This is a genomic window from Pseudomonas sp. B424 (assembly GCF_055408345.1).
The window spans coordinates 401,627-424,988 of the sequence record NZ_JBUZTL010000001.1; the positions used below are offsets into that span (position 1 = coordinate 401,627).

Annotated in this window: 20 protein-coding genes and 1 tRNA gene; 17 read left to right on the top strand and 4 right to left on the bottom strand. The window is 56.0% G+C overall.

The features are described 5' to 3' along the window. Positions 1 to 3: 3 nt before the first annotated feature. The 8 genes from ACZRMS_RS01660 (at position 4) to ACZRMS_RS01695 (ending at position 6,110) form a co-directional block, all read left to right on the top strand. A complete protein-coding gene (locus ACZRMS_RS01660; protein WP_463993829.1) occupies positions 4 to 759 on the top strand; it encodes an ABC transporter substrate-binding protein in 756 nt (251 codons plus the stop codon). Positions 760 to 816: 57 nt separating this feature from the next. Next, a complete protein-coding gene (locus tag ACZRMS_RS01665; protein ID WP_463993830.1) occupies positions 817 to 1,509 on the top strand; it encodes an ABC transporter permease in 693 nt (230 codons plus the stop codon). Next, complete coding sequence (locus ACZRMS_RS01670) at positions 1,509 to 2,198, top strand: ABC transporter permease (protein WP_048360521.1); 690 nt, start codon at positions 1,509 to 1,511, stop codon at positions 2,196 to 2,198. The genes ACZRMS_RS01665 and ACZRMS_RS01670 overlap by 1 nt, the downstream gene beginning before the upstream one ends. Further along, positions 2,179 to 3,402, top strand: coding sequence for a methyltransferase (locus ACZRMS_RS01675; RefSeq protein WP_463993831.1), 1,224 nt, complete (start codon positions 2,179 to 2,181; stop codon positions 3,400 to 3,402). The genes ACZRMS_RS01670 and ACZRMS_RS01675 overlap by 20 nt, the downstream gene beginning before the upstream one ends. A gap of 78 nt (positions 3,403 to 3,480) precedes the next feature. After that, positions 3,481 to 4,149: a heavy metal response regulator transcription factor gene (locus ACZRMS_RS01680; RefSeq protein ID WP_463993832.1), complete on the top strand. Its 669-nt coding sequence runs from the start codon at positions 3,481 to 3,483 to the stop codon at positions 4,147 to 4,149. A gap of 179 nt (positions 4,150 to 4,328) precedes the next feature. Continuing rightward, positions 4,329 to 4,404, top strand: a tRNA-Thr gene (locus tag ACZRMS_RS01685). Positions 4,405 to 4,576: 172 nt separating this feature from the next. After that, entirely contained in the window at positions 4,577 to 5,779 is a 1,203-nt protein-coding gene (locus ACZRMS_RS01690; RefSeq protein ID WP_463993833.1) for a tyrosine-type recombinase/integrase, read from the top strand. Between the two features lies 1 nt (position 5,780). Beyond that, a complete protein-coding gene (locus ACZRMS_RS01695; RefSeq protein WP_463993834.1) occupies positions 5,781 to 6,110 on the top strand; it encodes a hypothetical protein in 330 nt (109 codons plus the stop codon). A 1,052-nt stretch (positions 6,111 to 7,162) separates the two neighbouring features. Here ACZRMS_RS01695 and ACZRMS_RS01700 read toward each other — a convergent pair. Together ACZRMS_RS01700 and ACZRMS_RS01705 are read right to left on the bottom strand one after the other, a co-directional pair. Then, positions 7,163 to 7,630 (bottom strand): GNAT family N-acetyltransferase, encoded by a 468-nt coding sequence (locus ACZRMS_RS01700; protein ID WP_463993835.1) that lies wholly within the window; start codon positions 7,628 to 7,630, stop codon positions 7,163 to 7,165. An 85-nt stretch (positions 7,631 to 7,715) separates the two neighbouring features. Further along, positions 7,716 to 8,834 carry a hypothetical protein gene (locus tag ACZRMS_RS01705; protein WP_368984898.1) on the bottom strand — a complete coding sequence of 373 codons (1,119 nt, stop codon included), beginning with the start codon at positions 8,832 to 8,834 and terminating at the stop codon, positions 7,716 to 7,718. Positions 8,835 to 8,861: 27 nt separating this feature from the next. Between ACZRMS_RS01705 and ACZRMS_RS01710 the strand changes: the two genes are divergently transcribed. From ACZRMS_RS01710 to dsdC, 8 genes are all read left to right on the top strand, one after another. After that, a complete protein-coding gene (locus ACZRMS_RS01710; RefSeq protein ID WP_463993836.1) occupies positions 8,862 to 9,281 on the top strand; it encodes an ASCH domain-containing protein in 420 nt (139 codons plus the stop codon). Further along, the gene (locus ACZRMS_RS01715) at positions 9,282 to 9,809 is read left to right on the top strand and encodes an ATP-binding protein (protein ID WP_122556542.1); all 528 of its coding nucleotides are present in this window, start codon (positions 9,282 to 9,284) and stop codon (positions 9,807 to 9,809) included. Between the two features lie 494 nt (positions 9,810 to 10,303). Then, entirely contained in the window at positions 10,304 to 10,804 is a 501-nt protein-coding gene (locus ACZRMS_RS01720) for a sigma-70 family RNA polymerase sigma factor (protein ID WP_463993837.1), read from the top strand. After that, entirely contained in the window at positions 10,804 to 11,751 is a 948-nt protein-coding gene (locus tag ACZRMS_RS01725) for a FecR domain-containing protein (protein ID WP_463993838.1), read from the top strand. Before ACZRMS_RS01720 ends, ACZRMS_RS01725 begins: the two co-directional genes overlap by 1 nt. 112 nt (positions 11,752 to 11,863) lie before the next feature. Further along, on the top strand, positions 11,864 to 14,302 hold the full coding sequence (locus tag ACZRMS_RS01730) for a TonB-dependent siderophore receptor (RefSeq protein ID WP_463993839.1): 2,439 nt from the start codon (positions 11,864 to 11,866) through the stop codon (positions 14,300 to 14,302). 227 nt (positions 14,303 to 14,529) lie between these two features. Beyond that, positions 14,530 to 15,870, top strand: coding sequence for a GntT/GntP/DsdX family permease (locus ACZRMS_RS01735; protein ID WP_463993840.1), 1,341 nt, complete (start codon positions 14,530 to 14,532; stop codon positions 15,868 to 15,870). A 43-nt stretch (positions 15,871 to 15,913) separates the two neighbouring features. Next, positions 15,914 to 17,260: a D-serine ammonia-lyase gene (gene dsdA / locus ACZRMS_RS01740; RefSeq protein WP_463993841.1), complete on the top strand. Its 1,347-nt coding sequence runs from the start codon at positions 15,914 to 15,916 to the stop codon at positions 17,258 to 17,260. 163 nt (positions 17,261 to 17,423) lie between these two features. Continuing rightward, positions 17,424 to 18,374, top strand: a complete 951-nt coding sequence (gene dsdC / locus ACZRMS_RS01745; protein WP_463993842.1) for a DNA-binding transcriptional regulator DsdC — start codon at positions 17,424 to 17,426, stop codon at positions 18,372 to 18,374. A 302-nt stretch (positions 18,375 to 18,676) separates the two neighbouring features. Here dsdC and ACZRMS_RS01750 read toward each other — a convergent pair whose 3' ends face one another. Both ACZRMS_RS01750 and ACZRMS_RS01755 read right to left on the bottom strand, forming a co-directional pair. Further along, positions 18,677 to 19,960 (bottom strand): OprD family porin, encoded by a 1,284-nt coding sequence (locus tag ACZRMS_RS01750; RefSeq protein ID WP_463993843.1) that lies wholly within the window; start codon positions 19,958 to 19,960, stop codon positions 18,677 to 18,679. A 251-nt stretch (positions 19,961 to 20,211) separates the two neighbouring features. Continuing rightward, complete coding sequence (locus ACZRMS_RS01755) at positions 20,212 to 20,907, bottom strand: DsbA family protein (protein WP_463993844.1); 696 nt, start codon at positions 20,905 to 20,907, stop codon at positions 20,212 to 20,214. Between the two features lie 256 nt (positions 20,908 to 21,163). Here ACZRMS_RS01755 and ACZRMS_RS01760 point away from each other — a divergent pair, with 256 nt between their 5' ends. Continuing rightward, positions 21,164 to 23,242: a TonB-dependent receptor gene (locus tag ACZRMS_RS01760; protein ID WP_463993845.1), complete on the top strand. Its 2,079-nt coding sequence runs from the start codon at positions 21,164 to 21,166 to the stop codon at positions 23,240 to 23,242. The last annotated feature ends 120 nt before the right edge of the window (positions 23,243 to 23,362 follow it).

Genomic DNA, 23,362 nt, shown 5'->3' on the forward strand with positions numbered 1-23,362 from the left:
CGAATGCAGAACTATAAAAAGCTTCTCCTGGCCGCTGCCGCCACACTGGTTTTCAGCGCCAATGCCTTGGCTGTGGATAAGTACAAAGTGGGGATTGAAGGTGCTTACCCACCGTTCAATAACAAAAACGCCAGTGGTGAAGTCGTCGGCTTCGACCCGGACATCGCCATGGCCCTGTGCGCCAAGATGAAGGCCGAGTGCGAGATCGTGACCTCCGACTGGGACGGCATCATCCCGGCGCTTAACGCCAAAAAGTACGATTTCATTGTGTCGTCGCTGTCGATCACTGACGAGCGCAAGCAAGCGGTCGATTTCACCGACCCGTACTATTCCAACAAGCAGCAGTTCATTGCTCCGAAAAAAGTCGATTTCAAAACCGACCTCGCTTCGCTCAAGGGCAAGGCCCTGGGCACCCAGCGTTCAACCCAGGCCGCTACCTGGCTGGATGACAACCTGGGCACAGACGCGACCATCTCCTTGTATGACACCCAGGAAAACGCCTACCTCGACTTGACTTCGGGCCGTGTTGACGCGCTGCTGGCTGACAAGTACGCCAACTACGACTGGCTCAAAAGCCCGGCGGGCCAGGCTTACGAGTTCAAGGGTGAACCGGTCAACGAGGACGACAAGGTCGGCATCGCTCTGCGTAAAGGCGACAACGAACTGCGCGCCAAGCTGAACCTGGCCCTCAAGGAAATCGTTGAAGACGGCACCTACAAGAAGATCAACGACAAGTACTTCCCGTTCAGCATCTACTGACCTGCCTGACCGGTGCGCCTGCGGGCGCGCCGGTCCCTAGCAAAGCCTGCCTACCCCATGACTATCGATCTATACGGATTCGGCCCGGCGCTTGCCGCTGGCGCGCTGATGACCGTCAAACTGGCACTCACTGCGCTGTGTCTGGGCCTGGTGCTCGGATTGCTCGGTGCCTTGGCCAAAACATCCCCCTACAAACCGCTTAGATGGTTGGGCGGCGCCTATTCGACCCTGGTTCGCGGCGTTCCCGAACTGCTCTGGGTGTTGCTGATTTACTTCGGCAGCGTGAATCTGGTGCGCGCCATCGGCGAATACATCGGCATGCCCGAACTCACCCTCAGCGCATTCGCCGCGGGTGTGATCGCTTTGGGCCTGTGCTTTGGTGCTTATGCCACTGAGGTTTTTCGTGGCGCCATCCTGGCCATCCCCAAAGGTCACCGCGAAGCGGGCATGGCGCTGGGTTTGTCCAAGCCACGGATCTTCACCCGGCTGATCCTGCCGCAAATGTGGCGTATTGCACTGCCCGGCCTGGGCAACCTGTTCATGATCCTGATGAAAGACACCGCACTGGTGTCAGTCATCGGCCTGGAAGAAATCATGCGTCAGGCGCAAAACGCTGTGACCTTCGCCAAACACCCGTTCACCTTCTACATGGTGGCTGCCGTGATGTACCTGGGCCTGACCGTACTGGCCATGGGCACCATGCACGTGCTTGAAAAACGCGCAGCGCGCGGCTTCGTGAGGAGGACGTAATGGAGTGGGAAGTAATCCTCAAGTGGCTGCCCAAGCTGATGCAGGGCGCGACCCTTACCCTGGAGCTGACCGCCATTTCGGTCATCGCCGGTCTGATCGTGGCCATCCCGCTGGGCATCGCCCGCTCATCCAAACTTTGGTATGTGCGCTCGCTGCCTTATGCCTACATCTTTTTCTTCCGTGGTACGCCGCTGCTGATCCAGCTGTTTCTGGTCTATTACGGCCTGGCCCAGTTCGATGTGGTGCGTGAAAGCGCGTTGTGGCCTTACCTGCGCAGCCCGTTCTGGTGCGCGATCATCACCATGACCCTGCACACCGCCGCCTACATCGCCGAGATCCTGCGTGGCGCGATACAGGCCATACCACCGGGTGAAATCGAAGCGGCGCGGGCCCTGGGCATGTCGCGCTTCAAAACCCTGGTGCACATCGTCATGCCCCGCGCCACGCGCATCGGCCTCCCGGCGTACAGCAACGAAGTGATCCTGATGCTCAAGGCCAGCTCGCTGGCGAGTACCGTGACCCTGCTGGAACTGACCGGCATGACCCGCACCATCATTGCTCGCAACTACCTGACGGTGGACATGTTCCTGACCGCAGGCGCGATTTATCTGGTGATGTCGTTCGTGCTGATCCAGGGGTTCAAGCTGCTGGAGCGCTGGTTGCGCGTCGATGCCTGCCAAGGCCGTTGACCATGGGGGCGAGCCGCTGCTCGCCCGCTTTGAAGCGCTGGACAGGTTTTTGCGTGACCACCAGCACTTGTGGCGCCCACGGCCTTTCACTCACCTGAACATGCCGTGGGAAGCGCAACACCCCGAACTGGCGCAGTGGTTGCGCCAGCGTTCGCTGCAAGATGCCGAAGCCAGCCACAACCATCCCCAACACCTGCCCGCCCCCGCGCCGTTCCCTGAACTGGCGGCGACTTCCCTCGCCCTGAGCACGGTTGAACGGCTGCCGACACAGGCCCTTGCGCCTGCGAACCCGCGCTTGAAAGTGGACGTACCAGGGCGCAAATGGCAACAGATTGAAGCCTTCGCCCAAAGCCTCAACTTCAGGCACCCCCCCACCCACTGGCTGGACTGGTGTGCGGGCAAAGGCCACCTGGGGCGTCGACTGTCGGGCCACGAGCAGCAACTCACGTGCCTGGAATATGACCCGGCATTGATCGCATCCGGGCAGCAATTGAGCCTGCGCAATAACGTGCCCGCCCGTCATATTCAGCAAGATGTGCTCGCCCCCGAAGCCGCCTTGCAGCTCACCCCCCGGATGACACCCGTGGCGCTACACGCCTGCGGCGATTTGCACGTGCGCCTGCTGCAACTGGCAAGCGCGGCGGGCTGTGGACAACTTGCCGTGTCGCCCTGCTGCTACAACCGCATCAGCACGCCGCACTATCAGCCGTTATCCACAGCGGCCAAGGCATCCCCCTTGCAGTTGTCGCTGGAAGACCTGAGCTTGCCCATGAGCGAAACCGTGACCGCCGGCAACCGTGTACGGCGCCAGCGCGACGAATCCATGGCACGCCGTTTGGGTTTCGATGTGTGGCAACGCCAGCGCCGTCAGTGCGATGAGTACTTATCCACACCCTCGCTGCCCGGAACCTGGCTGAACAAGCCATTTGCCGAGTACTGCGCGGATCTGGCAACGCTGAAGAACTTATCCACAAGCGGCGACGAAGACTGGCCCGCGCTTGAGGCCGCAGGCTGGGAACGGCTGGCGCAAGTGCGCAATCTGGAACTGGTGCGAGGTCTGTTCCGTCGTCCGCTGGAGGTGTGGCTGGTGCTGGATCGCGCGCTGTACCTGAAGGAAAACGGCTACGAAGTGCAGGTCGGCGAGTTTTGCGACAGCCAGCTGACACCTCGTAATTTGATGGTGCTTGCGCAGCGCTGTGGATAACTTGAGCTCAAGCGCGTTAGTAATAGGCAATGCTCGCAAAGGCGCTTAGCCTGTACAGACGATTGATCGAGGTGTGCGATGCGTTTGTTACTGGTTGAAGACGAAGCCCAGACAGCAGAAATACTGGCCAACAGCCTGATGGCGTCAGGTTTTACCGTGGATGTTGCACTCAATGGCCTGGACGGTCGCTACTTTATTGAGCAGCAAGAATACGACCTGATCATCCTGGATGTGATGTTGCCGGGGCTCAACGGCTGGCAACTGCTGCAACTGATTCGCCAGCGCGGCGCTACCCCGGTGTTGTTCCTGACCGCCAAGGACGCCATCGAAGATCGCCTGCGCGGCCTTGAACTGGGTGCCGACGATTACCTGCTCAAACCTTTTGCCCTTCCTGAGCTGCTGAACCGCGTGCGCACCCTGCTGCGCCGTGGCCCCGCACCTGAGGCCGAGTGGTACAGCATCGCCGACCTGGAGATCGACGTACTCAATCGCCGTGTCAGCCGCAGCAATCAGCGCATCAGCCTGACCGACCAGGAGTTCGACCTGTTGCAATTACTGGCCAGTCGCCAGGGCGAAGTGTTGTCACGCAGCCTGATCGCCGCACACGTATGGGGTGCAGGTGTCGACAGTGACATGGTCGAGCTGACAGTGCGCCGCCTGCGCGCCAAGATCGACGAACCCTACGTGCCAAAACTTATCCACACCGTGCGTGGCGTCGGATATCAGCTCGACACGCTGGACGAATAAGGTGACGCAAGCCGTTTTAGTGCAATTATTCGCGGTAAACCGCGCTTGCCAGCGAGTCCCCGAGCATTTTTTCAACGAGCGCCACCCCGGCCCGCCTGAGCTGCTGCAGTATTCGTGAAAATAGTCAGTTATCAGGGGTTTACAACTAAAAACATCCGGGTATACTCGTCGCCCATAACGCCGGTATAGCTCAGTTGGTAGAGCAACTGACTTGTAATCAGTAGGTCCCGAGTTCGACTCTTGGTGCCGGCACCATACAAAGTTCCAGAGAAGGCTTTCAAAATCTCTGGAACCCCCGAAAAACCCGCCTTCTGGCGGGTTTTTTCGTTTTGGGGTTCCATCGGTTTCCGTCAGAAACTGGTGGATTCCAACCGTTTTAAGGGTAGAGTTTGGGATACAGGTCACTTCGATAAAAGGGAGTACCCTTATGTCGCGCACCACAGCTCCGCTCTCCGACGCAGCTTGCCGCTTGGCAAAACCTACAGACCGCGCCTACAAGCTTTTCGACGGCGATGGCCTCTACCTCCTAGTCCAACCCAATGGCCGCAAAGGCTGGCGGCTCCGTTACGTCAAACATGACGGACGGGAAGGACTGACCTCGTTCGGCAACTACCCCGTCATTGGCCTTGCCGATGCTCGCCGCAAGCGCTTGGACGTCAAGCGAATGCTGGCGGATGGTATTGATCCCATAGAGACCAAGCACCAAGCCAAGGCGGAAGCCGTGATCAAAGGCAGAACCTTTGAAAGCGTTGCCCTGGACTGGCACACGGAAATGTCGGCCAAGTGGGCACCAGGCCACTCCAAGACTGTGATGAGCCGCCTCAAAACCCACGTATTCCCACTGATTGGCGCACGCGCCATTGTTGATCTCGATACCCATGACCTCATGCAGCCCTTGGAAGCGATCAAGAAGCGCGGAACGATCGACGTTGCTTTAAGGGTACAAAACTACCTGCAGAGCATCATGCGCGAGGCAAAGCGCCTCCGGCTTATCACCATAAACCCTGCTTACGACCTCGAAGGCTCGATCAAAGCCCCGCGGGTGGTACATCGCCCCGCTCTACCCTTATCGCGACTGCCGGAACTGCAGGAGCGGATCGACACTCGGCCAGCGTTGGAGGGAGTACCCTTTTCCACAAGGGGCACGAAGATGGCAGGGGATATCCATTTAGTACCCTTATCGCCGCAAGCCGTGGAGCTACTCGAAAAAACCCATGCACTCACAGGTAAATTCGCATTGGTCTTCGCAGGTGATGCCAAACCCTGGAAACCCATGTCCGAAAATACCGTGAACAACGCGCTACGGACGATGGGATACGACACCAAAACCGATATCTGCGGACATGGGTTTCGTTCGATGGCCTGCAGCGCACTGATCGAGTCAGGACTGTGGTCGGAGACAGCTATTGAACGGCAGATGAGCCACAAGGAGCGCAACAACGTCCGCGCCGCTTACATCCACAAGGCTGAGTTCATCGAGGAACGCAGGCTGATCATGAACTGGTGGAGCCGGTATCTGGAGGCCAACCGGCAAGAGCATGTCACTCCACACGAATTCGCCAACCAGATTGGGGTTAACGTTACTCGGATGAAGGCGAAGTCTGGCACTGGCGCAGAAAGGAAGAATTGACATGGATATCTCAACCGCACAAAGCATCAAGCTCGCCATCGTGTCGGCAACCGGGCTGTCAAAAGACGCGCTGCATATCTATGTGGGCATGGTGGTCTATTTAACGTTGATCGTCGGCACCCGACGATTCAGGCCATACATTGGCTGGCTGGTTGTTTTCATCATTGCGTGTGCTGGCGAGTGGGTAGATCGGCGAGACGATATTGGAAGCTTCGGATACTGGCGTTGGCAGGCAAGCGCTCACGACATTCTCAACACGTTGTTTTGGCCGACGGTGCTGACACTGCTTTGGCTTTCAAAGTGCCGCCGTAAAGCAAGCGTACATCCGTAAGACTCTCGCAATCTGCTCTGCCACGCGGGTCCATCCAAACAGGGCTGCAAAGCCGCCCTGTTTGGATGGACCTCACTTAAAAAATCCAAAGCCCACGCAACTGTCTGTGGAAAACCACTGATTTCCACCGGTGGATAATTTCATCCACAGCCGCAGAACTCCCGAAAATTGGAGTCTTGACCCGAATTATCCACAGGCGTAGAAAAGATCGGGCAAAGCGCTGTCGTTGACAGCACCCAGGTAGCCAGAACCTTTAAGGCTACGCCACACCGTGGTGGTTCTCCCAAAGTGCGATTAGCGTCCGGCGGCTCGCACGGTCACAGCGATGTGATGGATGCCTACTTTTACCAGTGTGCCCACTGCGGCAACTCATCCCCTTTCATAGCTGCCCTGCAGCAACCTATCCGCTTGGCCATTTCCTTGCGCCAACCTGCGCCCGTCTCTTTCTTCCGGAAAGAGACGGGCGCTCCTACCGCTGCTGCAGCCCAACTCGTACAAGGCTTTGCGGCATTTCCCCTCGCGACAATCGGCGTGACAAACACCGAAGTCACCAGCAACAGCGATGCAGATGATGGTGCCGCAGCCCACGGAATGGACTGCACCTGACTGACAGTCAGGCATGCCCCGGTCATCGCATCACTGCCTTCACCTGACTCAGGATCTCGCGGCGTTGGATTCGTCAGCCGATGCAGCCACCACCCGCCCACTTCCTCGGAAGTGTTCAGGAGGCCAGATCATGAGATGCCCTTGCCGGTCGTAAGGAGCCGCCAGTCCCGCGTTAGAGGACACCCCCACAGGTCGCAGGGGCCTTGATCCCTGATAACACTCAGCATTCTTGGCGGGATGACGTGGGGATTTTAAATCTTAGATTTTGGGAAAGCGATGTGAATGAAAGAGGAGATATCTAGGATAACGCATTAGGGTAAGACAAAGAGGGTTAGCGCGGAATCTAAATATTTCCCAATATAATTCAAAATTAAGTATTAAAATCCAGACCAAATAAAAAGCCCAAGGCATTTATATGCGATGGGCTTTCGGTAAAAAGCTAAAAGCTAGACGGAGTAAAAACTTTCGACCACTCCGGAGCGGTAAGCGCCTTCAACTTTACGATCTAGCCTGAAACCTGAATTTTTCAGAACAGGGTACAACTCAGTCTCTCTTTCTTGAGAGACAGATATCGAAACATTTCGTTTGCACAGGAACGAAAGAGACCTATTCATAAGCTCGTGTCCAATGCTCAAGCCACGGTATGCTGGCATAACATAAAAAGTACAAATTTTATGTTCAAAATCACTGAACTTCAACAACGACAATCCAGCGATATTATTGCCATCGTACGCAACCAGTATATCCCTAGACCCATTTAAAAATTCTGGCTTAAACTTGAAGTAAAGCCATTCTTTAAACCCAGGATAAAGATGGGAAATCGCTGAGAGATGGTTTGCAATGAACATGAAGTCAACGCTCATTGCGCTAAGATAATCATAGCGTATGACCGGCCTCACAGTAGTTGCAATCATTTTCCTCTCCCTACACTTCAAATAGCGTTATGACAAGCATTTTAGCATTTCCACTGTTTTTTGCAAGAACTTTATATATCTCAACTTATTTCTTAGAATGTACATCATGCAAGTAAACAGCCTTATCAATTACCGCGCTGCCTACATCTCCAACGAAATTAAATAGCACATTTCCCATAGCCCCAGACACCGCACCTATCACAAGTGCAAAGAACAAAAACAAAAACAAGTTTTTGTATGTAACCGTAATCTTGCTAAACTTCGCAAACGCAGTGAACTTCTCAATGGGCGCTTGTAGTTTTTCACTTGAGTCTTTGTCAATCTTACCGGACTCTTTCCAGTGATAAATAAGCATTTGCTTTGGAGCCATTTTGTCTTTAGGCTGCAAGCTTAAATACTCATTCCACAGCTCTTTCTCCAAAAGCCTACATCTGTGAAAATTTGCGTGAGCCTGCTTATACTCCGAGTCAACTTCACGTATCAGGAAAAAATGAATATTCTTGATTCCCGCACCAATCAAGTTCTTAGATTGCACAATACCAGGCAGATCTCGAACCTCATTCAGTCTAAAGTCCACGATCTCGGTTGACTCCAGACGACTCAATATGAAGCTATCACTATGCTTGTAGCTTTGAGACAAAACCTTAGTCTCTTGCGCACCAAGCTTTATTCGAAAACGGATATATCCAGGTAATATTTTACCCTTTTCATCCCCCTGCTCGGGCAACTGGGGATCTGTTTTCTTTGTTACGCTGAGTAGTTTCAGCGGAAACAACAGCGTGGACCCTTCATCCGTATCTACTATTCTTACCCCTCCATTTTCAGGGCTACAAGATATCTGAGTAAACACTCTAAGGATGTCTTCTTTTTTGCTTTCGAACTCAATATCAACTGATGTATTGGAACTATTGGATGTAGACTTATGCCTAGCGTTAAATATTGTTTGGATGAGATCTGTACGCGAACATACCAACTCACCTAGACTAGGATGATAATTATCATTAGTAATCTTGAACGGGAAGTAAACGTTAATATTCCCGTCCACATTACTAGGATCATGTAACCCGGAAAACTTTACACCAATATCTAGGTAACTAAGCTCGCTATCAGTATTCTGATGCAACAACCAGTAATTGACATGCAGGTCAATTTCATGGTCCTCAGTGTTGATTCCTTCGAGCCAAAACGCTAAGCTTTTAGCCATAAAACTTTCCTTAGAACCTAATACATCATGCCAGAAATCATAATTAGCATTAAGCCACAGTATAGCTCAATGATTTTTAGTGGCGCTAAAACTGTCGAGCTACGAAAAAAAATCGGGGTACTTTTCAAGCCAGGCAGGAGAATATACATCTATTCAAGCTCTCCAGTAAAGATGCTCGCAGGCGAAGCAACAATCGCCAGCATTCAGCTTAGCTCGCCGTCAGCAATAGAGCAGATAGCGTTTGAAAAAGCCTGCATCTCTAAAGAAAATTTCGACAGCTATTTCTTCAACAGCAACGAAGCTTTCGCTATTCACTTAGACAACGTTATCGAGTATAACAGCAAGGTACCACTAGATAGCCTTCGAGCGGCGGGAATTACCCCCCCTCAGTCATACTGCTATGTCGCACAAGACATAATCTTCGACCTAATCAAGCGAGACTTTTAAATGCATATCGCATTATTTGGGGTAGCCGGATCAGGAAAATCCACACTAACTAAAGAGCTGGTTTCGACCAACCCAGAATACGTCGGACTATCAGCATCGACATTACTGAAACAAATAGGGCGCCCTATTGAAATCTCTAAAATCGGAAGCGATTCCTTATCAATCAATCAACGACAGTTAATTACAGCCTACACCTCATTAAAAAAGATCAACAAGAATACCATCGTCGAATTCCATGCTGTGATCGAGACCGAAAATACAGAATTCTGGGTGCCGATTGAGGCTTTAAGGCAACTCAAGCCGGATTTAATTTTCTTTATTAACGCAAGCCCTGCCGACGTTCTTTATAGACGAATGCATGACAAATCAAAATCTCGAAAAATAATTTCTGAAGTCGAGATTTTAAATCTTCAAACTATGGCCTTACTTCATCTTACCAAAGCATATAGTAGCGACAGGCTTAACGTTGTTAGCAACTCAGATGCGTTCAAATTGATTAGCAAAGCCATCAACAAAGGCAAACAATAAAAACAGCTCTGTTTAAAATTCGACTTGAGTAAAAATCTTTAGCCCAAAACATCGCTGACACAAGGAACTTAAACAGTGGACTAACTAAATAGTCTTTTCCTTACAAAGCGATGACAAACCTCAAGCTCACCTATTAGGATAATCTAAGAGGTAGCGAACGCTACACTCAGAAAAAATCACTTACTTATCATATGATTAAATATGAACTCGACTCCTGGTGCCGCACCATACGCAATACCGAAAGAGGCTCACCGTAAGGTGGGCCTTTTTTGTTTCCGGGGTTTGAAAGGGCCGAAGAGCTCCTCAACAGCGCCCTCGCTCAGCTCGCGCAAAGCGGCTGTCGCCAGAAAACCCGAGCGGGTCAGCCCCAAGTAACTCCCCAGGCGGGACTTCAAGCCTGTCGGCTATCGACTGCCAGCGAAAACCTCCTTGCATAAAAATGCCATCATCACAATAATGAGATCGATTACCATTTACACCATGGTGGCACTATCATGTCGGCGCTCGATCATTCAGTGGTTCATCGGTTGTACCGTGAACACAACAGTTGGCTAAAAGGCTGGTTGCGAGTCCGGCTGGGCAATGCTGCCGATGCTTCTGACCTGGCTCAGGACACGTTCCTGAGGGTCATGACCGCCCGCCATGACACTCCAATCCGCGAGCCGCGAGGTTATCTCAGTGCCATTGCACGCGCGCTTTTGATCGACAAAGTCCGTCGCCGCACCATCGAGCAGGCGTATTTACAGGCTTTGGCCCTGAGACCTGAACCCGTGGATATTTCGCCGGAGATACGTCTGTCGATCATCGAAACGCTGATTTCGATCGACTGCATGCTCGATGAACTCGGCACCAGGACTCGGGAGATTTTCCTGGCGGTGCAGCTTGAAGGGCTGAGCTACGTGGCCGCGGCTGAACGTTTCGGTGTGTCGGTCACTACGGTCAAAAATCATTTGATTCGCGCCATGACCCGCTGCCTGTTGCTGGTCGAAAATTGATGCCCTCCTCCCCGGACTTCAAGACACTTGAAGCCGCCGCCACCTGGTACGTGCAGCTCAATGACGGAACTGTCAGCGAGCCACGGACACGGGCCTGGCAGGCCTGGCTCAAGGCCTGCCCACAGCACGCGGCGGCCTGGGCCCGCGTCGAAAAATTTCAACGCCAATGGGCAACGATCCCGCCAAAAGCGGCCCTGCGCAGCCTTGATGCTGCGAAAGCTCAACGCCGTGATGTGCTGAAAATTCTGGCCATGCTGCTGGCCGTTGGCAGCGGTACCTGGCTGGCGGCCGAGCAAGTTCCGTATCGCTCGATGCTCGCCGGGGAACGTACCGGCATCCGTGAGCGGCGCTCGCTGCACCTGGACGATGGCTCACAACTGGAACTCAACGCCGGCACTGCGCTGGATATTCACTTCGACTCAAAACAGCGGCTGATCCGCCTGCACCGTGGCGAAATTCTTGTGCAGACCGCCCGGGACCCCGCCCAGCGCCCGTTCATCGTGCACACCGAGGATGGCAGCGTACGCGCACTCGGCACCCGCTTCAGCGTGCGTCAGTTACCTGAGCACACGCGGGTCGGCGTGCTGCAATCGGCTGTTGAAATACGGCCCTTCGGGTACATCGACCAGCCCATGCGCCTGGAAGCCGGGCAACAAGTCACTTTCGATCGCGATAACGTCGATGACATTCAGCCGCTACCTTCGGGTTCAACCGCCTGGGTACAGGGGATGTTGAGCGTGGACGACTGGCGGCTGGGCGACTTTATCGAGGAGTTGGGGCGCTATCGCCCAGGGGTGCTGCGCTGTGCAACATCGGTTCGGAACCTGAGTATTTCTGGGGCATTTCGTCTCGATGACACCGAGACAGTGCTGGAGAACCTGAGCAAAACCTTGCCGGTGAAGGTTCGTTACCTGACCCGGTACTGGGCCAGCATCGAACCGGCATAAGTTCAGGCTCAAATGGTTTGAACTTTAACCTTGCTGATTTCGATTCTCATCCGTCAATGACATAAGCCGCGACTACAGCGCGTTTGTGCCATGACCACGCAAGGATCACCGAATGCCCCCGCTCCCCCTCAATGCCACCACAAAAATAACCCGCGCTGTTCGCCTGGCAGTATTTGGCGCGTCCCTCGCCAGCCTGTCCGGTCTGGCACTGATGCCCACTCAGGCAGCTGCGCAAAGCCAGACGGTTTATCAGATCGGCGCAGGCCCGCTGGGCAAGGCCCTGACTCAATTCGGTGTGCAAGCGGGGGTCACGATTTCGTTCGACACTGAACAGGCTCGCCACCTCAGCACCGGCGGGCTTGAAGGCTCATACAGCATCGAGGAAGGCCTGGACCGCTTGCTCGCCAACAGCGGGTTGCAGGCTCAGCGTCAGAGCAACGGAGGCTATGTTCTGGTCGCCAGCAACACCGGCGACATGCTGGAACTGGGGGCCACCCAGGTCATCACCAACCAGTTGGGCACAGTGACCGAGGGCACCGGCTCCTACACGCCGGGCGCCATTGCCACGGCCACCCGCCTGGTGCTGACACCCCGGGAGACGCCGCAATCGATCAGCGTAATCACCCGTCAGCACATGGATGACTTCGCGCTCGACAATGTCGACGACGTGATGCGCCATACACCGGGCATCACCGTGTCGGCCTACGACACTGACCGGACCAACTACTACTCCCGCGGTTTCTCGATCAACAACTTCCAGTACGACGGCATTCCCTCTGCCGTGCGCAACGTTGCCTATTCGGCGGGCAACACCCTGAGCGACATGGCGATCTATGACCGCATCGAGGTGCTCAAGGGCGCCTCCGGCCTGCTCAGCGGGGCAGGTTCCCTGGGGGGCACCATCAACCTGGTGCGCAAAAAACCCACCCACGACTTTCACGGCCATATCACCACGGGTGCAGGCTCGTGGGACAACTACCGCACTGAAGTGGACCTCAGCGGGCCATTGACCGAAACCGGCAATGTGCGTGGTCGCGCGGTCGCGGCCTATCAGGACAGGCAGTCGTATATCGACCGCTACTCCAACCAGAGTTCGGTGTTCTACGGCATCCTCGAAGTCGACCTGACGCCAGACACCTTGCTGACCGTGGGCGCCGACTATCAGGACAACAAACCCCAGGGTTCTACCTGGTCGGGCAGTTTTCCGCTGTACAACTACGCGGGCGAGATCAACAGCGCCAAACGCTCGTTCAGCAACGCCACCGACTGGAGCAGTTGGCAGCAATACACCCGCACCGTGTTCGCGACCCTGGAACAGGACCTGGGCAGTGGCTGGGTGGGCAAGCTGCAACTGGACCACAAGATCAATGGCTACGATGCCCAATTGGGGGCCATCCAGTTCAACCAGCCTGCGGCGGATGGCACTGCCAAGATCAACGCACAACGCTACAAGGGCGAAACCACCAGTGATGCGGCCGACCTCTATGTCAGCGGCCCCTACGATTTTCTGGGCCGTGAACATGAGCTGGTGCTGGGCGGTTCGATCAGTACCGCGAACTGGAAAGGCAAAGGCTATTGGGACGTAACCTTCGGCACGCCGAACATCGTCGACTACTTCAACTGGAACGGGCACCTGGCCAAACCCGACTGGGGCAATGCATCGCAAATCAGCGATGACACAGTGCGTCAGACCGGCATGTACGCGACCACACGCCTGAATGTCACCGATGACTTGAAAGTCTTTCTGGGCGGCCGGGTAGTCAACTACACCCTCACCGGCACTACCAATACTTACCGCGAGTCGGGGCGCTTGATTCCCTACGCGGGCGTCACCTATGACCTGAACGACTACCTTACGGCGTACGCCAGCTACACCGATGTGTTCATGCCTCAGGAGTTCTACAACCTTGACCGCAACAGCAAGATGCTTGATCCGGACGAGGGTGAAAACTATGAGATCGGCCTCAAGAGCGAGTTTTTCGATGGCCGTCTGAACGCCAGTCTGGCGTACTTTGAAGTCAAGGAAAGCAATCGCCCCATCCCCGACGATGCGTGGAACAACCTGTCGCCCACCCCGCCCAACTACGCTTTCAAGGGCACTTCAGCGAAAACCAAGGGCTACGAGCTGGAAATATCCGGTGAGCTGAGCCCGGGCTGGAGCCTGCAGGGCGGATACACCCACAAGGTGGTCCGTGATGACACCGGCAAAAAGATCTCGACCTTTGAGCCTGAAGACCAGCTGAGTTTCTACACCATCTACAAACTCAAGGGGGATTTGAACAAAGTCTCCGTGGGCGGTGGCGCACGCTGGCAGAGCACTGCCTGGCAAGAGATGTACAACAGCCCCAAGGACAGGTACGAAGACTTCTCGCAAAAACCCTACTGGGTGGTGGACCTGATGACCCGCTACCAATTCACTGAAAACCTGTCGACCACGCTTAACGTCAACAACGTCTTCGACAAGTACTACTTCACCAACATCGGGTTCTATAACTCCGCGATTTATGGCGAACCCCGCAACTTTATGCTGACCACCCGCTGGGATTTCTGAGCCTTTTAACTTCAACTGCAGGAACGATCCTGCTCGCGAAGGGCTGTAAAACTTCGCGAGCAGGCTCGCTCCCACACAGGCTCAGCCCTCCGACAGATGACCCCACATCATCTGTCCCGTGAAAAACCATCCTTTGTCAGCCCCGCAGCCGTGCCCTCTAATTGCCGAAAGCAAAGTGACGCCGATCACTTATTTCAACAATAAAAGCGCTTCCCGGAGCTACCCTCATGCACAGCGGTCCCACTCTATTGCTGGTGTTGTTTTGCGCCATAGCCCTGATTGTTTTTCTTATCGTCAAAGTTCGCGTCCATGCCTTTTTGGCACTGACCGCTGCAAGCTTTGTGGTGGGGATCGGGTCAGGCATGCCATTGGTGAAAATTGCTTCTTCGTATGAAGCCGGTGTCGGAGGAACCCTGGGGTTTCTGGCAACGATCATTGGCCTGGGCGGGATTCTGGGCAAGATGCTGGAAGAGTCAGGTGGCGCAGAGCGCATTGCCCAGACGCTGTTGAGCGCGCTGGGTAAAGAGCGCGCCTCGTGGGCCATGATGCTGGTCGGCTTTATCGCCGGCATTCCGGTGTTTTTCGAGGTGGGTTTCGTTCTGCTGATTCCGCTGATTTATGTGGTCGCCAAAGAAACCAAAATCAATCTGCTGTATCTGGGCGTGCCCCTGGCCGTGTCGCTGATGGCGGTCCACTGCATGTTGCCGCCGCACCCAGCCGCGATGGCGATCACCGGGATGCTGGGCGCCGATGTCGGCAAGGTGATTGTGTACGGGCTGATCGTCGCACTGCCGACCGCCATCATTGCCGGGCCGCTGTGGGTCAAGCTGGTATGCAAACCCCAAGCGCCAGAAGCTCAGGAAGCCTTTCTGAACGAGCATTGTGATGACAGCAAAACCCGGGACTTGCCAGGCCTTGGGGTGACACTGTTCACCATCCTGTTGCCGCTGATCCTGATGGTCGGCAAAAGCTTCACCGCGGGCCTGCCCCATGACTCCATGGCCTTCAGCGTTGTTTCGTTCCTGGGCACGCCGCTGATCGCACTGTCGATTGCCGTGGTGTTCGCTTACTGGGCACTGGGTTTGCGTCGCGGTTTATCCATGCCGGATTTGCTCGCTTACACTCAAAAAAGCTTTCCTCCACTGGCCAGCATCCTGCTGATTATCGGTGCCGGCGGGGCATTCAACGGCATTCTGGTCGACAGTGGCGTGGGTAGCGCGCTATCCGCCTCTTTGACGCAATTGAATATGAACCCCATCGTTCTGGCGTGGCTGGTGGCCGGCCTGATGCACTTCGCCGTCGGCTCGGCAACGGTCGCGATGATCAGCGCCGCAGGCATGGTCTTGCCTATGCTGGGAGCTCATCCAGCCGTGAGCAAAGAAATCATCTGTATCGCCATCGGCGCCGGCGCCATGGGCTGGACCCACGTCACGGACTCGGCCTTCTGGGTGGTCAAGGAATACCTGGGCGTCTCACTGACCGACGCCTTGAAAACATTCACCACCGCCACCGTACTGGCTTCTACAGTCGCACTGGGGCTGACCCTGCTGCTGGCGAATTTTGTTTGATCCAACCCGTATTTTCAGCCTTATCGTTTAAAGGGACCCCGTCATGATTTTGGGCAGAACACTTGAAAGCTGGTACACCAGCTACCCGCTGATTCGCGATCTGGTCGCGCTGCAAGAAACCACTTGGTTCAACCCGGGCGTGGCGCCGGTCGCGCAAGCCATTGGCGATGTAGGGCTGACTGCCGTAGATGTCGCCGATGCCAGCGCCCGACTGGCGCGGTTTGCTTCTTACCTGCGCCGTGCGTTCCCTGAAACCGAGTGCAGCGCCGGCATTATCGAGTCCGACATTGTGCCCGTGGCGCATCTGCAGCCACTGCTCGGCGAACGTTACGGGCAAACCCTGAACGGCGCGCTGTGGCTCAAGCGCGACAGCCATCTGCCCATTTCGGGTTCGATCAAGGCCCGCGGCGGCATTTATGAAGTGCTCAAGCATGCCGAGGACCTGGCTCTGGCCGGTGGCCTGCTGACCCTCGACGATGACTACGCACTGCTGCACAGCGACAAGGCGCGGGCCTTTTTCGGCCAGTACAAAATAGCCGTCGGTTCCACCGGCAATCTGGGCATGTCGATCGGCATCATGGGCGCCGCGCTGGGCTTTGAAGTGACCGTGCATATGTCGGCAGATGCACGGCAATGGAAGAAAGACAAACTGCGCTCCCACGGCGTGACGGTGATCGAGTACGCCAGCGATTACAGCGTGGCCGTGGCTCAGGGTCGCCAGCAAGCAGAGTCCGACCCGGCCTGCCATTTCGTGGACGATGAAAACTCGGTCAACCTGTTCCTCGGTTACGCAGTGGCCGGCGAGCGTTTGAAGCAGCAATTGGCAGCGGCGCAGATCACCGTGGATGCGCAGCACCCCCTGTTCGTGTACCTGCCCTGCGGTGTGGGTGGCGCCCCCGGTGGCGTGGCATTTGGCCTGAAGCTGGCCTTTGGCGACGCGGTGCACTGCATCTTCGCCGAACCCACCCACTCGCCGTGCATGATGCTCGGTGTCTATACCGGGCTGCACGACGAAGTCAGCGTGCAGGATTTCGGTATTGATAACGTCACTGCCGCAGACGGTTTGGCTGTAGGCCGCGCTTCCGGTTTTGTCGGCAAGGCCATGCAGCGCTTGCTGGACGGTTTCTACACCGTCAGCGACGAAGAAATGTACAGCTTGCTGGCACTGATGGAAAGCAGTGAAGGTCTGCGCCTTGAGCCTTCCGCGCTGGCTGGCGTGCCCGGCATTGCCAGGGTCCTGGCCGACCAGCAAGGCTACCTGGCCCGTACAGGTCTGGACCAACAGGCCATGGCCAACGCCACCCATCTGGTTTGGGCAACCGGCGGCAATATGGTGCCTGCCGACGAGATGGACGCTTATCTGACCAAGGGCCGTGAGTTGCTGGGCTGATTCAAGCACAAAGCGGATGTGGCAAGATGCACGCATTGCCACATCCCGCCACACGCCGTAATGCTATGACCCCCACAGTGGGAGCGAGCCTGCTCGCGAAGGTTTCAACGCGTCGCGAGCAGTATTACGCCAGAAGTCAGCCTTTGGCTTGAGGAAAAAAACCGTGCTTAATCTTCCTCCCCGTATCAGCTCCCGGCTCAACAGTAGCCAGTTCGCCAACCTTCACACTTTTTTGGTAGCCGCCCGACATCTGAGCTTCGCCCGTGCGGCGCAGGAACTGTGCCTGACGGCCAGCGCCGTGAGCCACCGCATCAGCCGGCTGGAAGCTGCGCTGAACATGAAGCTGTTCCAGCGCCTGACCCGGCAAGTCAGCCTGACTGACGAAGGCGAGCGAATCTTCGAAATCCTCCAGGGTGCGATGGGCGAATTGTCCGAGGCGCTTGAGCAGTCATCCCAGGCAGAAATCGCCGGTTCCATTGCACTCTATGCCAGGCCTTCGGTCGCCCAGTGCTGGCTGGTGCCCCGGTTGGCCGACTTTATGGAACGCTACCCACTGGTCTCACTGGACCTGCGAGTGGGCAATGACAATGTCGACTTTCGCACCCGCAAAATCGACCTGGCCTTGTACTACGCCAATGGCGAATTCCCCGGGCTGACGAGCCATCGATTGATGCGCGAGCAAATGGCGCCGGTGTGCAGCCCTGAATATGCACAACGCCATCGCCTGAATGAAAACCCGGAAAACGTGCGCCATTGCACCACCCTGCACGACTCCCTGGCCTGGGATCATGCCGCCTATGACGCCGAGTGGACCCTGTGGGCCGAGCAGCACAACCTGCTGGCGGCACTGCCCAAACACACCTTGACCTTCGACCGCTCGGACCTCTGCGTGACGGCCGCCATGAACCACGCCGGAATCGCCATCGGGCGTCAGCAATTGGTGCAAAAGCGTGTTGATCGCGGCGAGCTGATTTTGCCTTTTGGCGGTTTCAGCCGTTGCGGCCACTACGACTATTACCTGGTTCACTCACCGCTAAGCGTTGTGCCCAAGCGCTTGCAAGTGTTTATGAACTGGTTGCACGAGTGTGCGCAGCAGGAGAAGACGCTTGAGTAGAAGTGGCTAAACAAAGCCGTTCGATTGAACGCTGCACCTGCAAAAACGCCCCGAACCAGTCGGCAATGTTGTTCACTTAAGCGATCTCTAACTCTGTGGGCGCGGCGGTGCGACGGTTCGACTTGCTCGCGATGGTCGTAAACGATGACGCGTATTTACTGAGTAAATGCGTCGCTCTGAAGACCATCGCGAGCAAGCTCGCTCCCACAATTGAGTAGCGTTGCTCTATAAATGAACAGCATTGCGAACCAGTCGGGGCGTTTTTTGTTCAGATGTCCGGCCTGGCTGGCAGGCCGGTGGCATCAGAAGATGCTGATCGGGTAATCAACAAATACACGTACTTCGTTACCGCCGACGTTGTATTCGCTGGCGTTGTTGGAAACGCGCAACCACGAACCGCGCAGACGCACGCTCAAGTCTTTGACCGGGCCGCTTTGTACGACGTACTTGGCCTGGTTGAAGATTTCGCGCTCGGTACCACGACCACGGCCTGAACCGTCGTCAATGTTGGTGCCACGCACGTAAGCGATGTTGTAGGTCAGACCCGGAATGCCAACGGCGCCGAAGTCGAAGCCATAACCCAACTGCCACGAACGTTCGTCCTTGGCGTTGAAGTCGGACCAGTAGGAGTTGGCCAGCAAGATGGTGTTGCCGCCATCGCCCACGCCGTTTGCGTTGCGGTAGCCGCCATACGGGTAGCCGATTTCGCCGGTGCTGCTCTGGTAAGCCAGGACGAGCGAGTGCGCGCCAAAGGCGTAGGTGGTTGCCAGGCTCCAGATCTTGTTGTCCTGGCCGTCAACCTCAAGTACGTCACGGGCGTACTCTTTATTAACGTGAGTGCGGTAGCCGTTGAAGTCAAACGTCAGGGACTGTTTGTCTTGCAGCGGGATCGCGTAGGTCACGCCCAGGTATTGCTTGCGCAGCTCGTCTTCCATCTCGGAGCCGTACAACGATGCCGACAGGCTTTCGTTGAACTTGTAGCTGCCGCCAAACACGTTGATGTTTTTCAGATCGCCGCTGTCACGGCCATCGGCACTTTTACGCGACTCGGCGGTGAAACGACCGACGTTCAGCTCCAGACCGTTGATCTCCTTGGAGGTCAACAGAGTGCCGGTGAAGCTTTCTGGCATCAGACGCGAATTGTCGTACATCAGTACCGGCAGAGCAGGCATTTGATCGCCGTACTTGAGCACGGTGTTGGACACGCGAACCTTCACCGCAGCACCGGCCTTGGAGATGTCGTCAGCCGCTTTGCCGTCTGCATCCTGCTTGAAGAAGTCGATACCGCCCGCGCCGCTTTTACCGCGCCCGCCGTCCAGACGCAGTGCGTAAATGCCGAAAGCATCCACACCCACGCCCACGGTGCCCTGGGTGAAGCCGGAGCTGAAAGTACCCAGGAAGCCTTGGCCCCATTCAGCTTTATCCTGCTTGCCATTTTTGTAGTCACGGCTGATGTAGGCGTTGCGCGCCAATACATTGAGGTGACTGTCTTCTACAAAACCTTTTGCGTCAGCTTGATCGTTAGCCATGGCCTGGGTAGCACTGAGTACGCCCAAAGCGAGCAGACCTATCCGTTTGTTCAACATATTATTTTCCTTATTTCTGAATAGAGGCGCGCTGTGGGTATCAAGCTGAAACATTGAGTGGTGGTTGCTTCACATAAACAAAAAAAACCTGCACGACAGTTCAGTGCAGGACTTTTAGAAAGTTGGTGTAAGGCTTATCGCCACAGGCGTTGGCGGGAATCCTAGCTGCCGTGATGGCGAAGTGTCAATTTCGTGAAAAATTTGTTAATTGAGCAATTTATTTTTCATTCAGGGAGAAGTGTCAAAAAATGTTACTGGCAACCATCCAGGCCACAGGCTGGAGCTGAACCGTTTGAGTCTTGCCCGGGCAAGGCATCAAGCTGACGCAACCAGTCACCAAAGGCTTGCGGCTTGCCCAGGTATGGCCCCAGGTCAATCACTTGGTACTGACCGGACTGCTCTAAAACCAGGGTCGGAAAGCCCTGCCCACCGACCCGTGACAACAACTGGCGGCTGGCCTTGAAATGCGCCTGAGTCACCTCGCCACTTGCCGCCTCGCAAGCATCCCGAAACCCGTCGGCCGCCAGGCCCATTTCAGCCGCCACGGCCATCAGCACGTCATCATCGGCAATCCGCCGCCCTTCGACGTAGTGCGCCGTTTGCAAACGGCCCAACAGCTCCAGCCCGCGTCCGGCCAACTGTTCAGCGGCCAGCACTGCACTGGTCGGCGGCGCCGAATCAAACACCGCCGTGGTGTCGCGCAGCAAACCTTCAAAATAGGCCTCGCCAAACGGCTGCCCGGTGTATTGCGCGATCCGCATATCGTGGGGCATCACATAGTCACGCAGTTGCGCCGACACAGGGCGACGTTGCGCACCAGTCATCATCCCGCCGCCATGGGCCACCACCGGCAAAATGCCGCGTGCTACGTCAATCAGCGGCTTGGCGCCGTAGCACCAGCCGCACAGGGGGTCGTAGATGTAATGCAGGACAGGTCCAGTGGTCATGGTTCGCTCCGAATGATCAAAAAAACAGAGCGCCAGCCTAGCCTTCTGCCTGGAAGGGAAAAACGCCGGTATGGCTTCTAGTCTGTTTCGGGAACCGGGCGAATCAGGCGCGGCAAGGCCTGCAGGGCAGCGAAACATATAGATACAAAATAACGGGCTACATGAATAGCAATGATTAACATTTAGTAACATCAACCATTACCATTCGCACCCTAAAAAATATAACCCTATTCCACCGCCCGGACACTCCTCAACCATGCTTTCCCCCCGCCGTTTAACACCCCTGAATCTGGGGTTTTGTGCCTTGCTGTACGCCGGATTTGGCAACGCTGCCACCACGCTCCCCGAACTGTCGATCAGCGCCAGCGAGGCCGAGGCCGATGACCCGCGTGTGAAAGATGTAACCACCGCCACTCGCACTTCGACGCCTGCGCGTTATGTGCCCCAAGCAATCGACTCGGTGAAGACCGCCAACCTGCTGGATTACGGGATCAACAGCATCGGCGAAGCCTTAAGCGGCATCCCCAACGTCAGCAGCACTGCCGACACCCGTTTTGACAGCCTGCGCATCCGCGGTTTTGACGCCAGCAACGACTTTTATCTGGACGGTATTCGCGACGACAGCCAATACGTGCGCGACCTGCACAACATCGAACGCATTGAAGTGCTCAAAGGCCCGGCGGCGGTGCTTTACGGCCGTGGCAGCCAGGGCGGGATCATCAACCGCGTCAGCAAAATGCCGCAGTTTGGTCGCCAATCGAGCATTCAGGCCCAGGGGGGCAGCGAGGATTTGCGCAGCCTGTACGCCGACCTGAGTACTGACCCGAGCGACACCATCAGCCTGCGCCTGAACATGGGCAATGAAGACAAAAACAGCTTTCGAGATAACGTCAGCGGTAACCGCCAACTGTTCGCGCCGTCGATGAGCTGGCAAATCACCCCGGATCTGAACTGGCTGGTGCAGTACGAATACAGCCGCTACAACCGTACCCCTGATCGCGGTATCCCGAGCATCAACGGGCGCCCGGCCGACGTCAGTCGCGGCACGTCGTACGGCGGGAAAAACGATTACATCAATGACAAAACCCAGAACCTGCGCTCACGCCTGAGTTATGAGTTGAGCGAAAACTGGCAACTGCGTCATACCCTCGGCGTGTTCAAACTCGACAGTGAGTTCGAAAACACCTACCTGACCGGCTACGACCCAAAAATCAACAAGGTCAACCGCCAGAGCTGGCAGCAGGACATGACCACCCGCAACATTTTCAACAACATCGAGATTGAAGGCGGCTTTGACACTTTTGGCCTTGAGCACCGCCTGCTGACCGGTCTGGAAATCGGCAGTCAGCGTCGCGACCCGAAGCTCTACAAAGCCGCGAGCGTACCCGCGGTTGATCTGTACAACCCGGACCGCACCCTGCGCCCGGCCGGAGCGATGCCGATCTTCAGCGACAGCCATACCGAAGTCGAAAGCCAGGGCCTGTATGTTCAGGACCAGATTCGCTTCAACGATCAATGGCAGGTACTGGCCGGTGTGCGTTATGACCGCTTTGATATCGAGTCCACCAACTACCTGAAAAAAACCGACCGTACTGAAGACCGCCAAAGCCACAGCACCAGCCCGCGTCTGGGCGTGGTCTGGACCCCGCTGGAGAACCACTCGTTTTACGCGTCCTGGACCAAAACGTTCTCGCCGGTGGGCGGCGGCCTGATCGGCATCACGCCGGGTGCCGCAGGCAATACCAACGACCTGAGCCCGGAGCTGACCAAGCAGAAAGAAATCGGCGTAAAAAGCGACTGGCTGGATGACCGCCTGAGCACCACGCTGGCGGTGTACGAGCTCGAACTTTATAACCGTCGCACCAAAGACCCGGATGACCCGACGATCACCCTGCTTTCCGGCCTGCAACGCTCACGCGGTATTGAGCTGACGGCCAGCGGCAAGCTGGGTGGCAACTGGTACATGCGCGGTGGCATTGGCTTGCAGGACGCAACGGTGGTCAAGGACAACAACGGCCTCGAAGGTAAACGCATCAATGGCGTGGCCAAGCACAATGGCAGCCTGTACCTGACCTGGAAACCGGAAATGGGCTGGTACGCCGAAACGGGCCTGACCCTGGTGGGGCAGCGTTATGCCGACAACCAGAACACCGTGACATTGGCGGGTTACGGGCGTTGGGATGCGCTGGCGGGGTACCGTGAAAAAGACTGGGATGTCAGCGGTGCTCTGACCAACCTGACAGACCGCTATTACTACGCCTCGGCGACCAGTGCCTCCCAGATCATGCCGGGCGAGCCGCGCAGTTTGGTGATGACGGGGACGTACAAGTTTTAAACCCGCTACATAAACCCTCGTAGCAGCTGCCGTAGGAACGAGGCTGCGTCCGGCTGCGAAGCAGTCGTAAAACCATACAAGCCGGTCATTCCGATATACCGCGACTACCGGGTTTACGAG

Excerpts from the sequence above, each read along its gene's own strand:
- ACZRMS_RS01755 (WP_463993844.1), bottom strand. The coding sequence starts at position 20,907 with ATGACCACTGGACCTGTCCTGCATTACATCTACGACCCCCTGTGCGGC.
- ACZRMS_RS01675 (WP_463993831.1), top strand. The coding sequence starts at position 2,179 with ATGCCTGCCAAGGCCGTTGACCATGGGGGCGAGCCGCTGCTCGCCCGC.
- ACZRMS_RS01760 (WP_463993845.1), top strand. The coding sequence starts at position 21,164 with ATGCTTTCCCCCCGCCGTTTAACACCCCTGAATCTGGGGTTTTGTGCC.
- ACZRMS_RS01690 (WP_463993833.1), top strand. The coding sequence starts at position 4,577 with ATGTCGCGCACCACAGCTCCGCTCTCCGACGCAGCTTGCCGCTTGGCA.
- ACZRMS_RS01730 (WP_463993839.1), top strand. The coding sequence starts at position 11,864 with ATGCCCCCGCTCCCCCTCAATGCCACCACAAAAATAACCCGCGCTGTT.
- ACZRMS_RS01705 (WP_368984898.1), bottom strand. The coding sequence starts at position 8,834 with ATGGCTAAAAGCTTAGCGTTTTGGCTCGAAGGAATCAACACTGAGGAC.
- ACZRMS_RS01725 (WP_463993838.1), top strand. The coding sequence starts at position 10,804 with ATGCCCTCCTCCCCGGACTTCAAGACACTTGAAGCCGCCGCCACCTGG.
- ACZRMS_RS01700 (WP_463993835.1), bottom strand. The coding sequence starts at position 7,630 with ATGATTGCAACTACTGTGAGGCCGGTCATACGCTATGATTATCTTAGC.
- ACZRMS_RS01715 (WP_122556542.1), top strand. The coding sequence starts at position 9,282 with ATGCATATCGCATTATTTGGGGTAGCCGGATCAGGAAAATCCACACTA.
- ACZRMS_RS01750 (WP_463993843.1), bottom strand. The coding sequence starts at position 19,960 with ATGTTGAACAAACGGATAGGTCTGCTCGCTTTGGGCGTACTCAGTGCT.
- ACZRMS_RS01695 (WP_463993834.1), top strand. The coding sequence starts at position 5,781 with ATGGATATCTCAACCGCACAAAGCATCAAGCTCGCCATCGTGTCGGCA.
- ACZRMS_RS01720 (WP_463993837.1), top strand. The coding sequence starts at position 10,304 with ATGTCGGCGCTCGATCATTCAGTGGTTCATCGGTTGTACCGTGAACAC.
- ACZRMS_RS01680 (WP_463993832.1), top strand. The coding sequence starts at position 3,481 with ATGCGTTTGTTACTGGTTGAAGACGAAGCCCAGACAGCAGAAATACTG.
- ACZRMS_RS01665 (WP_463993830.1), top strand. The coding sequence starts at position 817 with ATGACTATCGATCTATACGGATTCGGCCCGGCGCTTGCCGCTGGCGCG.
- ACZRMS_RS01670 (WP_048360521.1), top strand. The coding sequence starts at position 1,509 with ATGGAGTGGGAAGTAATCCTCAAGTGGCTGCCCAAGCTGATGCAGGGC.
- ACZRMS_RS01710 (WP_463993836.1), top strand. The coding sequence starts at position 8,862 with ATGCCAGAAATCATAATTAGCATTAAGCCACAGTATAGCTCAATGATT.
- ACZRMS_RS01660 (WP_463993829.1), top strand. The coding sequence starts at position 4 with ATGCAGAACTATAAAAAGCTTCTCCTGGCCGCTGCCGCCACACTGGTT.
- dsdA (WP_463993841.1), top strand. The coding sequence starts at position 15,914 with ATGATTTTGGGCAGAACACTTGAAAGCTGGTACACCAGCTACCCGCTG.
- ACZRMS_RS01735 (WP_463993840.1), top strand. The coding sequence starts at position 14,530 with ATGCACAGCGGTCCCACTCTATTGCTGGTGTTGTTTTGCGCCATAGCC.